The sequence below is a fragment of the Pseudomonas sp. ANT_J28 genome (genome assembly GCF_008370005.1).
GTDB lineage: Bacteria > Pseudomonadota > Gammaproteobacteria > Pseudomonadales > Pseudomonadaceae > Aquipseudomonas > Aquipseudomonas frigoris.
The window spans coordinates 92,398-105,916 of sequence record NZ_VOBM01000003.1 but is presented as its reverse complement, the minus strand read 5'-3'; the positions used below and the strand labels follow the sequence as shown (position 1 = coordinate 105,916).

General features: G+C 61.0%; 10 protein-coding genes. 6 read left to right on the top strand and 4 right to left on the bottom strand.

Features of this window, described 5'->3' with window-relative positions:
* Nucleotides 1-78: 78 nt before the first annotated feature.
* From ruvX to gshB, 4 genes are all read right to left on the bottom strand, one after another.
* A complete protein-coding gene (ruvX, locus tag FQ187_RS02645) occupies nt 79-516 on the bottom strand; it encodes a Holliday junction resolvase RuvX (RefSeq protein ID WP_005792259.1) in 438 nt (145 codons plus the stop codon).
* Complete coding sequence (locus FQ187_RS02640; protein WP_149628303.1) at nt 516-1,088, bottom strand: YqgE/AlgH family protein; 573 nt, start codon at nt 1,086-1,088, stop codon at nt 516-518. Before FQ187_RS02640 ends, ruvX begins: the two co-directional genes overlap by 1 nt.
* 181 nt (nt 1,089-1,269) lie before the next feature.
* Complete coding sequence (locus FQ187_RS02630) at nt 1,270-2,169, bottom strand: energy transducer TonB (RefSeq protein WP_149628302.1); 900 nt, start codon at nt 2,167-2,169, stop codon at nt 1,270-1,272.
* 77 nt (nt 2,170-2,246) lie between these two features.
* The gene (gene gshB, locus FQ187_RS02625; RefSeq protein WP_008152603.1) at nt 2,247-3,200 is read right to left on the bottom strand and encodes a glutathione synthase; all 954 of its coding nucleotides are present in this window, start codon (nt 3,198-3,200) and stop codon (nt 2,247-2,249) included.
* A 234-nt stretch (nt 3,201-3,434) separates the two neighbouring features.
* Here gshB and pilG point away from each other — a divergent pair, with 234 nt between their 5' ends.
* From pilG to FQ187_RS02595, 6 genes are all read left to right on the top strand, one after another.
* Complete coding sequence (gene pilG, locus FQ187_RS02620; protein WP_008152601.1) at nt 3,435-3,839, top strand: twitching motility response regulator PilG; 405 nt, start codon at nt 3,435-3,437, stop codon at nt 3,837-3,839.
* Nucleotides 3,840-3,896: 57 nt separating this feature from the next.
* Complete coding sequence (gene pilH, locus FQ187_RS02615; RefSeq protein WP_109635579.1) at nt 3,897-4,262, top strand: twitching motility response regulator PilH; 366 nt, start codon at nt 3,897-3,899, stop codon at nt 4,260-4,262.
* A 10-nt stretch (nt 4,263-4,272) separates the two neighbouring features.
* On the top strand, nt 4,273-4,821 hold the full coding sequence (locus FQ187_RS02610) for a chemotaxis protein CheW (RefSeq protein WP_149628301.1): 549 nt from the start codon (nt 4,273-4,275) through the stop codon (nt 4,819-4,821).
* Between the two features lie 155 nt (nt 4,822-4,976).
* Entirely contained in the window at nt 4,977-7,034 is a 2,058-nt protein-coding gene (locus tag FQ187_RS02605) for a methyl-accepting chemotaxis protein (protein ID WP_149628300.1), read from the top strand.
* A gap of 52 nt (nt 7,035-7,086) precedes the next feature.
* A complete protein-coding gene (locus FQ187_RS02600) occupies nt 7,087-12,993 on the top strand; it encodes an Hpt domain-containing protein (protein WP_149628299.1) in 5,907 nt (1,968 codons plus the stop codon).
* Nucleotides 12,986-13,441, top strand: coding sequence for a chemotaxis protein CheW (locus FQ187_RS02595; protein WP_149628298.1), 456 nt, complete (start codon nt 12,986-12,988; stop codon nt 13,439-13,441). The genes FQ187_RS02600 and FQ187_RS02595 overlap by 8 nt, the downstream gene beginning before the upstream one ends.
* Nucleotides 13,442-13,519: the final 78 nt, after the last annotated feature.

Genomic DNA, 13,519 nt, shown 5'->3' with positions numbered 1-13,519 from the left:
CTCCTTCTTGGGCCCGAGCCAGGTTCTGCTGGAGAGGTGGCTCGGGTTGTCGCTAAGTAGAGACGCTGTTGCGGCTCTTCAGGATTCGAACAGTGCGGTGTTTTCGTCGAGCCAGCCTTGCAGCAGCAGGGCGGCGGCGATGGCGTCCACCGGGTTGTCGCGGTAGCTGCCCTTTTGTCCGCCACGATCACGCCGTTCACCCTTGGCTTCGAAGGTGGTCAGGCGTTCATCGTGGGTATAGAAGGGCAGGTTGTAACGACCGTTGAGGCGGCGGGCGAATTTTTCGGCGCGCAGGCACATGTCGCTAGGGGTGCCGTCCATGTTCAAGGGCAGGCCAACCACCACGGCATCGGGTTTCCACTCTTTGATCAGGGCTTCGACCTGATTCCAGTCGGGAATACCGTTTTGTGCCTTCAAGGTGCACAGCTCGCGGGCCTGGCCGGTAATCACCTGGCCGACCGCAACGCCGATCTGTTTGGTGCCGTAGTCGAAACCCAAAATCAGGCGCAGGGCCATCAGGCGTGTCCCGCCTGGCTGGTCAACAGGCTGAGATTGACGCCCAGGTGCTTGGCCGCTGCTTCCAGGCGCAGTTCGCTGCTGGTGTTGAACAAAATATCGGCATCGAACGGGCAGGTCAGCCAGGCGTTCTGGGCCAGTTCGGCTTCCAGCTGCCCGGGTTCCCAGCCAGCGTATCCGAGGGCGATCAGGCTCTTCGCCGGACCGACGCCGTCGGCGATGGCGAACAGTACGTCCTGGGAGGTCGACAGGGCCAGTTTCTCATCAAGCTCAACGGTGGCCTGATAACTCTGCCCCGAGGGGTGCAGAACAAAACCGCGATCGGTCTGCACCGGGCCGCCGATGAAGATCGGCACGTGCTGGCAGAGCACCGGCGGTTCGATGTCGGGGCGCAGCTGCTCGAGGATATCGGCCAGGTTGAGGTCTTGCGGACGATTGACCACCAGGCCCATGGCACCATTGGCCGTGTGCTCGACGATGTAGGTCAAGGTGTGCGCAAAGTTCGGGTCGACCATGTGAGGCATGGCGATCAGGAATTGATGCTTGAGGTAGCTGGGGCTGACGTTCTTCATGAGCGCTAGTGTGGCGTTGGAGGGGCGAACTGACAAGCTGAGGATGGCGCAATTTGGCAGTCGACACCGATCCAATGTGGGAGCGGGCTTGCTCGCGAAGGCGTCGTGTCAGTCGACATTAATGTTGAATGATTGACCGCATTCGCGAGCAAGCCCGCTCCCACAGGGGATTTGTGGGGTGTCAGTTACTGGAGAGTCTGTCCCCGCGCGCAAACTTCCACGTGCGGATGATTTCCAGGCGGTCGATATCCGACAAATCCCCGGTAAACGGTGAAAATGGCGCCGCCAGCCGCACGATGCGCTGCGCTGCCTGATCCAGCAGCGGTTGCCCGGATGACTCCAGCACCAGCACTTCATAGAGCGAGCCGTCGCGGTTGATCGAAACCATCAGGCGCAAATTGCCGTAGATCTGCTTGCGTCGCGCTTCGTCGGGGTAATTCAGGTTGCCAATGCGCTCAACCTTCTTGCGCCACTCGTCCTTATACCAGGCGCCCTTGTCGCGCATGGTCGACGCGGCACTCAGGCGATGGATACGCGGGCGCTTGGCATACAACTGTTGTTCGTTGGCCAGTTCCGCTTCCAGGCTGGCAATGTCGGTGGACAGCTGTTCACTGTCGAACGTCGGCGCGGCGACTGCGGGTTTGGTGACGGGCTTGGGTTCTTCTGTTTTGGCCGCGGCCTTTTTCGGCTTGGGCGCGACGGTCGTCACGGCTGCCTTCGGTGCGGCTTCCCGCACTTCAGGCTTGGCCGCCGGCGGTGGCGTGACTTTCTGCACCTTGTTGTCCTGGAAAGGTGCGACCTCGGTGGTCTTGGGAATTGCCTTTTTATCCAGGGTGCCGCTGCCTTGCTGATTTTCTTGAGCGAGGAAATCGGCTTTCTGAGGCTTCTTTTCGCTTTTGAAGGTGGCGAGGGTGATTTCCAGGGTTTTGCTGATTTGCTTGGGTTCGACCATGGAAAAGCCGACGCCCAACAGCAAGGCCAGGTGAATCAGCGCCGCAAGAAACAGGGTAAAACCGAGGCGATCAGCCGGGCGCACGCCACGATGGGCGAGTTCAGCGGGCAGATCGGACGGGAGCGTCATGACAAAAAAACCAACATCGCGTTTTTCACAGGCCGCGGATGATAACGCAATGTTGGTCGTTTCTTGGCTGTTCTATATCAACGAGCCTTGAGCTTCTGATCGATGGCATCCATCAGAAGGCCGCCGATGTCGGTGCCAAACGCGTTATCAATCTCGCGAATGCAGGTCGGGCTGGTGACGTTGATTTCCGTCAGATGCTCGCCGATCACGTCCAGACCGACGAACAACAGGCCTTTTTCGCGCAGGGTCGGGCCGACTTGTGCGGCGATCCAGCGATCTTTCTCGGTCAGCGGTCGGGCTTCGCCACGGCCACCGGCGGCGAGGTTGCCACGGGTTTCACCGGCGGCAGGAATTCGTGCCAGGCAGTAATCCACCGGCTCGCCGTCGATCATCAGGATGCGCTTGTCGCCATCGACGATCGCCGGCAGGTAACCCTGAATCATGATCTGCTGTTTGCCATGCAGGGTCAGGGTTTCGAGGATCACCGACAGGTTCGGGTGGCCAGCGGTGTGACGGAAGATCGAAGAGCCGCCCATGCCGTCCAGCGGCTTGAGGATCACGTCGCCGTGGTGATCGGCGAATTCACGCAGTACGTCCGGGCGACGGCTGACGATGGTCGGCGGCGTGCACTGCGGGAACAGCGTGGCGAACAGCTTTTCATTGCAGTCACGCAGGCTTTGCGGCTTGTTGACCACCAGCACGCCAGCGCGTTCGGCTTGCTCCAGCAGGTAAGTGGAGTAGACGAATTCCATGTCGAACGGCGGATCCTTGCGCATCAGGATCACGTCCAGATCGCTCAGCAGCGCGTCGGTCTCGGCTTCGAGTTCGAACCATTTTTCCGGGTTGGCGAAGACTTTCAACGGACGCATCCGCGCCCGCGCTTCGCCTTCGGCCTGGTACAAATCGCCCTGTTCCATATAGAACAGTTCCCAGCCGCGCTTCTGTGCGGCCAGCAGCATGGCCAGCGAGCTATCCTTTTTATAGGAAATGCTGGCGATAGGATCCATGACAATCCCGACGCGAACGCTCATGGGTTTTTCCTCGAAATTGGGTGGGTCGCAGTGACCTGAAAAAGTGGCGTCAGAGTGGCGCTCAGTGTGTTCCCGGTCAAGGAAAAACCACCGCGCCGGTCCCCCGATAGATTGCATTTGGAGACTGTGCTAAAAAGGCTACCACATCGTTCCGGCCCTTAAACATCAAGGGTTTCGAGCCTCCGGTTATCGGAAATGGACAATTTGATTCGCAAAGGCGACGGCAGAGCATTTATGGAACAGCATTCCAGCGCCTTGAAGGTCATGGTGATCGACGATTCGAAAACGATTCGCCGCACCGCCGAAACGCTGTTGAAGAACGTGGGTTGTGAAGTGATCACCGCCATCGATGGTTTCGATGCCCTGGCCAAGATTGCCGACAATCACCCCGGCATCATCTTTGTCGACATCATGATGCCGCGTCTGGATGGTTATCAGACCTGCGCTTTAATCAAGAACAACAGCGCGTTCAAGTCCACGCCAGTGATTATGCTGTCGTCCAAGGACGGGCTGTTCGACAAGGCCAAGGGGCGCATCGTCGGCTCCGACCAGTTTTTGACCAAGCCTTTCAGCAAGGAAGAGCTGCTGAACGCGATCCAGGCCCATGTCCCGGGCTTCGCCGCTGTTTTGCCGCAATAGGACACGCACAGTGACGCTCGGCCAGCGGGCCCGGTGTCGACAAGAATGGGGAAGACCATGGCACGTATTCTGATCGTCGATGATTCGCCGACCGAAATGTACAAACTGACCGGCATGCTGGAAAAGCACGGTCATGAAGTGTTGAAAGCCGAAAACGGCGCCGACGGCGTGGCCCTGGCCCGTCAGGAAAAACCCGACGCGGTGCTGATGGACATCGTCATGCCCGGCCTCAATGGTTTTCAGGCGACCCGCCAGCTGACCAAAGACCCGGACACCGGGCACATCCCGGTGATCATCATTACCACCAAGGATCAGGAAACCGACAAGGTCTGGGGCACGCGCCAGGGCGCCAAGGACTACCTGACCAAACCGGTCGACGAAGACACCCTGATCAAGACCCTGAACAACGTGCTGGCCGGTTGATCGTCCGGCCATGACCGAGTCGCTGACGGCTTTCGAACTGCTGCTGCAGATCGACCAGCGTTGTCGTCTGCTGGCGGCGGACTTGCCGTCCCAGCCGACCCGACAAGACAGTTGGAGCGGCATCGGCTTCCGTCTGGGCGAACACTGGTACGTCGCGCCGATGGGCGAAGTCAGCGAAGTGTTGCACGAGCCGCGGTTCACCCAGTTGCCGGGGGTCAGACCCTGGGTCAAGGGCGTGGCCAACCTTCGCGGGCGGCTGTTGCCGATCATCGACTTGTGCGGCTTCTTTTTTGGTAAAGAGCCTGGGCATGAGCTGTCAACAGTGCGCAAGCAGCGCCGGGTATTGGTGGTGGAGCATAACGACGTGTTTGCCGGGTTGATGGTCGATGAGGTTTTCGGCTTGCAGCACTTTGCCCAGGACAGTCTTGAGCCGGTAGATACCTTGAGCGACCCGATTGCACCGTTCATCAAAGGCCGGTTTCAGCGCGAGCAGAACTGGCAGGTGTTCAGCCCGTTTGCGTTGGTGCAGTCCCAAAGCTTTATGCACGTCGCGGTTTAATTGGCGCAACGCCGATCTAATGTGGGAGCGGGCTTGCTCGCGAAGGCGGTGGGTCAGTCAGAATCAATGTTGAATGAATGACTGCTTTCGCGAGCAAGCCCGCTCCCACAGGGTTCTCGGCAAGGTTCACAGGTGTGGTTAACAGGCGAGGACCGATGATAAAAGCAAAAACAGGCAAACCAGAAGGGTCGCGCAGCCGGTCACAGATCATCGCGCTGTTCATTGCGCTGATCGTCTTCATCATGCTGCTGTTCGCCAACTTCGCGTACCTCAACACCCAGGCCGCGTACGACAAGCAGTACATCGGCCACGCCGGTGAGCTGCGCGTGTTGTCCCAGCGCATTGCCAAGAACGCCACCGAAGCTGCTGCCGGCAAGGCGGCGGCGTTCAAGTTGCTGAGCGATGCGCGCAATGACTTTGCCCAACGCTGGGGCTATCTTAAGAAAGGTGACCCAGACACCGGCCTGCCGCCCGCGCCGTCCACCGTGCGCCCGGAAATGCGCGCCGTGCAACTGGACTGGGAACGCTTGCTGAAAAACACCGACGCGATCCTCTCCAGCGAACAGACCGTGCTGTCGCTGCATCAAGTCGCCGCGACCCTGGCCGAAACCGTGCCGCAGTTGCAGGTCGAGTACGAAAAAGTCGTCGAAACGCTCCTCCAGCGCGGTGCCCCGGCCGCGCAGGTGGCCATGGCCCAGCGCCAGTCGCTATTGGCTGAGCGGATTCTCGGTGCGGTGAATACCGTGCTGTCCGGAGATGAAAATTCGCAGCAGGCCGCCGATGCCTTCGGTCGCGATGCGGCGCGATTCGGCCAGGTGCTCAACGGCATGCTCCAGGGGAATCCGTCACTGAAAGTCAGCCAGGTTGAAGATCGCGATGCTCGTGCGCGGTTGATCGAGATTTCCGAGCTGTTCGAATTCGTCTCGGGTTCGGTGGATGAAATCCTTGAAACCTCACCGGAGCTGCTCAAGGTCCGCGAATCGGCGACCAATATTTTCACCCTGTCGCAGACCCTGCTCGAGGAAGCCTCGCACCTGGCCGGCGGTTTCGAAAACCTGGCCGGCGGGCGCAACACCGACACCATTGGCGGCTACGTGCTGGGCCTGTTGGCGCTGATGTCGATCATCCTCATTGGTCTGGTGATGGTCCGGGAAACCAATCGTCAGCTGCGCGAAACGGCCGAAAAGAACGAGCGTAACCAGAACGCAATCATGCGCCTGCTCGACGAGATCGAAGACCTGGCGGACGGCGACCTGACCGTAACTGCCTCGGTAACCGAAGACTTCACCGGGACCATCGCCGACTCGATCAACTATTCCGTGGACCAACTGCGCGATCTGGTGGCGACCATCAACCTCACCGCTGGCCAGGTCGCTGCCGCCGTGCAGGAAACCCAGGCCACCGCCATGCACCTGGCGCAGGCTTCGGAACATCAGGCGCAGCAGATCGCCGAGGCGTCCACCGCAATCAATGACATGGCCCAGTCCATCGACCAGGTCTCGGCCAACGCCGCCGAATCCTCAGCGGTGGCCGAACGCTCGGTGGAAATCGCCAACAAGGGCAACGAGGTGGTGCACAACACCATTCACGGCATGGACAATATTCGCGAGCAGATTCAGGACACCGCCAAACGCATCAAACGCCTCGGCGAGTCCTCTCAGGAAATCGGTGACATTGTCAGCCTGATCGATGACATTGCCGACCAGACCAACATCCTTGCGCTCAACGCGGCGATCCAGGCCTCCATGGCCGGTGATGCCGGACGCGGTTTTGCGGTGGTCGCCGATGAAGTCCAGCGGCTGGCCGAGCGCTCGTCCGCCGCCACCCGGCAGATCGAAACCCTGGTGCGGGCGATTCAGACCGACACTAATGAAGCGGTGATCTCCATGGAGCAGACCACCACCGAAGTGGTGCGCGGCGCTCGTCTGGCGCAGGATGCCGGAGTGGCCCTGGAAGAAATCGAAGGCGTGTCGAAGACCCTCGCCGCGTTGATCCAGAGTATTTCCAACGCGGCGCAGCAACAGACGTCTTCGGCCGGTCAGATTTCCCTGACGATGAACGTGATCCAACAGATCACTACGCAGACCTCGTCCGGCTCCACCGCCACCGCCGAGAGCATTGGCAACCTGGCGAAAATGGCCAGCCAGCTGCGGCGTTCGGTGTCCGGTTTCACCTTGCCGGCCGCCAAGGCGCAGGCGTCGGATAAAGTGTGAAACGCCTGCGAGTGAATGCTTTTTTTGAGTAGAGCAGTGATTTGGAGTGGTTATGGGTGATCGGCACGACTATGTGGCCCTCGAGTGGGTCAAAGGCGAGATTGCCGAAACGCTGAAGGTGGCTCATCAGGCGATTGAAACGTTGCTTGATGACCCGCAGGCGACGCACGCGCTCAGTGAATGCCTGGCGTGCATCCATCAGGTTCACGGCAGTTTGCAGATGGTCGAGTTCTACGGCGCGGCGCTGCTCGCCGAAGAGATGGAACATCTGACCACGGCTTTGCAGCAGAACCGCGTCAGTCATCGCGATGAGACGCTCCACCTGTTGCTGCAAGCCCTTGGGCAGCTGCCGATTTACCTCGACCGGGTGCAAGGTGCGCGCCGCGACCTGCCGCTGGTGGTGCTGCCGCTGATCAACGATCTGCGCAGCGCCCGCGGCGAAAGCCTGTTGTCGGAAACCAGCCTGTTCAGCCCGCAATTGCCGGACCTGCCGCCCCTGGACGAAGAGTCGCTGGCGCTGCTGGAGCCGGCGGATTTACCGAATGTGCTGCGCAAGTTGCGGCAGATGTTGCAGATGGCCCTGGTCGGATTGCTGCGTGAGCAGGACGGCGAAACCAACCTCGATTATCTGACCAGAGTGTTTACGCGTCTCGAAGGCCTGTGCGGCAATGCGCCCCTGAGCCCGTTGTGGCAAGTTGCCTCGGCGCTGGTCGAAGGTATATGCAGCGGCTCGATTGCTAACAGTCCGGCGTTGCGCAGTCTGTTCAAGGAGGCCGACAAAGAACTGAAGCGCCTGCTCGAACAGGGCATGCCCGGAATCAATCAGCCGGCGCCGCTGGAGTTGCTCAAGAGTTTGCTGTTCTACATTGCCAAGGCCGAACATCCCACCGGGCAGATGCTGACCATGAAAGATCGCTACGGACTGGACGACGCTTTGCCTGACAGCGCAATGGTCGACGAAGAGCGCGCACGGCTGGCTGGTCCCGACCGCGATGCCATGCGCTCGGTGTTGGCCGCTTTGTGTGAAGAGCTGGTGCGGGTCAAGGAACGCCTGGACCTGTTCGTGCGCAGTGACCGCCAACACACCTCCGACCTCGAAAGCCTGCTGGCGCCACTGCGGCAAATCGCCGACACCCTGGCGGTGCTCGGTTTCGGCCAGCCACGCAAGGTCATCATCGATCAACTGGCGGTGGTGCTGAGCCTGGTCCAGGGCCAGCGTGAGCCCAACGATGCGATCCTGATGGACGTCGCCGGTGCCTTGCTCTACGTCGAAGCGACGCTGGCCGGCATGGTCGGCACCGTCGAGCCGGAAAGCCAGGAAGAAAGCCGTCTGCCGACCACCGACCTGACACAGATCCATCAGATCGTGATCAAGGAAGCGCGCATCTGCCTGCAACAGGCCAAGGACATGATCGTCGACTACATCGACGCCGACTGGGACCGCCAGCACTTGCAGCCACTGCCGGCCTTGCTGACCCAGGTGCGCGGTGCGCTGGCGATGATTCCGTTGAGCCGTGCGGCGAGCCTGATCGAAACGTGCAACCACTTCATCCGCGAACACCTGCTGCTGGATCCGGATCACCCCGGCTGGCAGGAACTGGACAGCCTGGCCGACGTCATCACCAGCATCGAGTATTACCTGGAGCGCCTCAGCGACGACCCCGAAGCGCCGGGTGAAAAGTTGCTCGACGTCGCAGAAAAAAGCCTGGCCTCACTCGGCTTTTTCCCCAGCGAGCAGCAGGTGCCGGTGCTTGAAGATGTGCTCAGCCCGAGTGAAGCGCAGGTCATGCAGGATCTGCAGGAACTGGACGACCCTGAGACCGTCCAGTCACTGGCCGATGTGTTGGCCAGCCCTGTGTCCTCCGTCAATCCGCCCGCCCTGACGACCCCGGGAAGCCTGTTGCCGCCGCCCGCCGGTGAAGAACCGGTGGACGACGAGCTGCGGGAAGTATTCCTCGAAGAGACCGATGAAGTCCTGGAAACTCTCCGGGAGTACCTGCCGCGCTGGTCGGCCGATCCCGAGAGTCAGTCAGCCCTGAGCGAACTGCGCCGCGCCTTCCATACGCTCAAGGGCAGTGGTCGGATGGTCCGCGCTTTGGTGCTGGGCGAATTGGCCTGGTCCGTGGAAAACCTGCTCAACCGCGTACTGGAACGCAGCGTTCCGCCAGGGCCGGCGGTGCAACAACTGCTGGGCGATGCGCTGAATCTGCTACCGGAGCTGGTGGCCGAGTTTGCCAACCATGCCCAGCGCCAGCGCAATGACGTTGACCAATTGGCTGCACGCGCCCACGCCTTGGCCAAGGGCAATGAGCCGATACCCGACGAGGACGCACAGGACGTCGCCGCCCTCGATCCGCTGCTGCTTGAGATTTTTCGCAACGAAGCCGAAACCCATTTGGGCAGCCTCAACCGTTTCCTCGATAAAGCCGCCGAGCACGTGCCATTGCAGGCCAGCGACGAGTTGCAGCGGGCGCTGCACACCCTCAAGGGCAGCGCCTCCATGGCTGGCGTATTGCCGATCGCCGAGCTGGCAACGCCGCTGGATCATCTGGCCCGGGAGTACAAGGCGCACCTGATCGCCCTGGACCTGGACGAAGTCGAACTGCTGCTCGACGCCGAAGGCTTGTTCCGTCTCGGGCTGCGACAGCTCAAAGCCGACCCACTGGCCGAGATTCCTGGCGCTCGCTCATTGATCGAGCGAACCCAGGCGTTGCTGGCCGAGCGTCTGGAAACGCTCCTGAGTGCCCCGAATACCGGGTTGCGCATCAAGCGTGATCCGCAACTGATCAACAACTTCCTCGCCCAAGGCATGGACATCCTGCTCGACGCCGAAAGCCTGTTGCAACGCTGGCAGCAACATCCCGGCGAGCGTCAGGAACTCAGTGCATTGCTGGATGAATTGACCACCCTCGGCGAAGGTGCCCACCTGGCTGATCTGCATCCGGTGGATGAACTCTGCGAAGCCCTGCTTGACCTATACGGTGCGGTGGAAGAAAGCAGCCTGGCGGTCAGCGAGGCGTTTTTCCACGAGGCGCAAAGTGCCCACGAAGCGCTGATCAACATGCTCGACGAACTGGCGGCCGGCCAGGAAGTCAGCCCGCAACCGGAACGCATCCGGGCCTTGCGCGGCTTGCTTGATGAGAGCCTTGATCCCTCGGCCATGGGCCTGATTCGCAGCGACGGTAGCCGCACCCTGAGCATTAGGGAACTGGGCAGTGCCACAGCCGAACTCGAACAGACCGCGACCCAGGTTGAGCTGGACGATGAGATCGTTTCGATCTTCCTCGAAGAGGCGGTGGATATCCTCGAAAGCGCCGGCCAGGCTTTGCAGCGCTGGCTGATCGACCCGGACAACGCTGCACCGTTGTTGTCGTTGCAGCGAGATTTGCACACGCTCAAGGGTGGCGCGCGGATGGCCGAGGTCGAGCCGGTCGGTGAGCTGGCCCATGAACTGGAAAGCCTTTACGAAGGTCTGGTGGACCGCCGTTACGCCTACAGCGAAGCATTGGCGCACTTGCTGCAACACAGTCATGACCGGCTCGCGCAGCTGCTTGATCAGTTGCAGAACCAACGGCCATTGGGCGATCCGGGTGAGGTGATCGAGGCTATTCGCGAGTTTCGCCAGGGCAACGCCAGCGCTGTTGAAGCGGTCGAACCTGTACGGGCCGAGGACTCGCCGGGGCACGATCCGGAGCTGCTGGAGATCTTCCTCGAAGAAGGTTTCGACATCATCGAAAACTCCGGCGCGGCGCTGGTGCGCTGGCAGGCCGAGCCGTCGAATCGTCAGGAAGTGGAAACCCTGCTGCGTGACCTGCACACCCTCAAGGGTGGCGCGCGGATGGTGGAAATCGCGCCGATTGGCGACCTCGCCCATGAGCTGGAATTCCTCTACGAAGGCCTGTCCGCTGGCGTACTGCAACCCACCGCCGCGTTGTTCGGCTTGTTGCAAAGCAGCCACGACCGACTGGCGCAGATGCTCGACGCGACCCGTGCCGATCAGCCATTGCCGCCCGCCGATCAACTGATCGACGCGATCAAGAACTTCAGTCATCCGGCTGTGCCCGAAACACCGGCACCGGTCGTGGTGTCCGCAACGCCGAAAGTCGAGACGCTCGCACCGCAACCCGATGCCGGCGCGGACATGGTCAAGGTCTCGGCAGAACTGCTCGATGATCTGGTCAACCTGGCCGGCGAAACGTCGATTTTCCGTGGCCGGATCGAACAACAGGTCAACGATGCGCGGGTGGCTCTGAGCGAGATGGAAACCACCATCGAGCGCATGCGCGACCAATTGCGTCGTCTCGACACGGAAACCCAGGGGCGGATTCTCAGCCGCCAGCAAGTCGACGCCGAACGCCTGGGCTACGAAGAATTCGATCCGCTGGAAATGGACCGCCACTCGCAGTTGCAGCAACTGTCGCGCGCGCTGTTCGAGTCCGCCTCCGACTTGCTCGACCTCAAGGAAACCCTCGACCGACGCAATCAGGACGCGGAAAACCTGCTGCAACAGCAGGGCCGCATCAACACCGAATTGCAGGAAGGCCTGATGCGTACGCGCATGGTGCCGTTCGAACGGATGCTGCCGCGCTTGAAGCGGATCGTCCGGCAGGTCTCCAGCGAACTGGGCAAGGATGTGGAATTCATCGTCGGCAATGCCGAAGGCGAGATGGACCGCAACGTCCTCGAACGCATGGCCGCGCCGTTGGAACACATGCTGCGCAACGCCGTGGATCATGGCCTGGAATCGGCCGAGGTGCGTATCGCGGCGGGTAAACCGGCTCAGGGTCGTATCACGCTGGACCTGTCGCGAGAGGGCGGCGACATCATTTTCGACATCCGCGACGACGGTGCCGGCGTGCCGCTGGACGCGGTGCGGCGCAAGGCGATCAACCGCGGGTTACTGGCCGCGGACAGCGACATCAGCGACCGCGATGTACTGCAATTCATCCTGCAACCGGGATTCTCCACCGCCGAGAAAATCACCCAGATTTCCGGACGCGGCGTCGGCATGGACGTAGTGCATGAAGAGGTCCGGCAGCTCGGCGGCAGCATGAGCATCGACTCTGTGCCGGGGCAGGGCGTGCACTTCCGGATTCGACTGCCGTTTACCGTGTCGGTCAACCGGGCGCTGATGGTGCAGTGCTTTGATGATCAGTACGCGATCCCGCTGAACACCATCGACGGCATCGTTCGCGTGCTGCCCAACGAACTTGAAGGGCATTACCGGCTCGATCCGCCGACCTACAAATATGCCGGGCAACACTATGAGCTGTGCTACCTCGGTGAACTGCTGAAAACCAGCCATCGCCCGAAACTGCTGGGCCAGAGCCTGCCGCTGCCGGTGTTGCTGGTGCAGTGCAACGAGCGGCACATCGCGGTGCAAGTCGACTCCATGGCCGGCACTCGCGAGATCGTGGTCAAAAGCCTCGGCCCGCAATTCGCGGCGGTGCAGGGTTTGTCCGGGGCCACGATTCTCGGCGATGGGCGGGTGGTGCTGATTCTCGACTTGCTGGCGCCAATCCGCGCCATGCAGGCCCGCGTGCCGCAACAGTCAGCGACTCAGGAGGCGGAGGTCGAGCCGCACAAGCCACTGCTGGTGTTGGTGGTCGATGACTCAGTCACCGTGCGCAAGGTCACCAGCCGTCTGCTGGAGCGCCACGGCATGAACGTGCTGACCGCCAAGGACGGTGTCGACGCCATGCTGCTGCTTGAAGAACACATGCCCGACCTGATGCTGCTGGACATCGAAATGCCGCGCATGGACGGCTTCGAAGTCGCGACCCAGGTACGCACCGACGAACGTCTGCAGCACCTGCCGATCATCATGATCACTTCCCGCACCGGGCAGAAACACCGCGACCGCGCCATGGCTATCGGCGTCAACGACTACCTCGGCAAGCCATACCAGGAATCGGTGCTGCTCGAAAGCATCGCCTTGTGGAGCAAAACCCATGCTTGAGCACCGCTCCAGTAACCTCACCGGCCTGCTGCTGCCCTTGGCCGACCGCAATCTGATTTTGCCCAACGTCGCTGTTGCGGAGCTTATTGATTACCAACCCAGCGCCTTCGACCTCGACACGCCGCCGTGGTACCTCGGGCGGGTAATGTGGCGGAACCGGCAGATTCCGTTGCTGAGTTTCGAGTCGGCGTGCGGGCAGAAAATCGTCATCGGCGAGCGGGCGCGGATCGTCATCCTCAATGCGCTCGGTGGGCGGCCCGATTTGAAATTCATCGCCTTGTTGGTGCAGGGGATTCCGCGGTCTTACAAGCTTGATAGTCAGTTGAGTTATGTGGATGTGCCGTTGTGCTCGCTGGAACAGGCGGCGGTGCAGGTGGGGGAGCAGGTGGCCAAGGTGCCGGATTTGCTGGCGCTGGAGGAGTTGCTCGTAAGTGCTGGGTTGATCTGACTGGCCTCTTCGCGAGCAAGCCCGCTCCCACAGTTGATCGTCGGTGAACACAAAATATGTGTACGACTGGGACCCCCT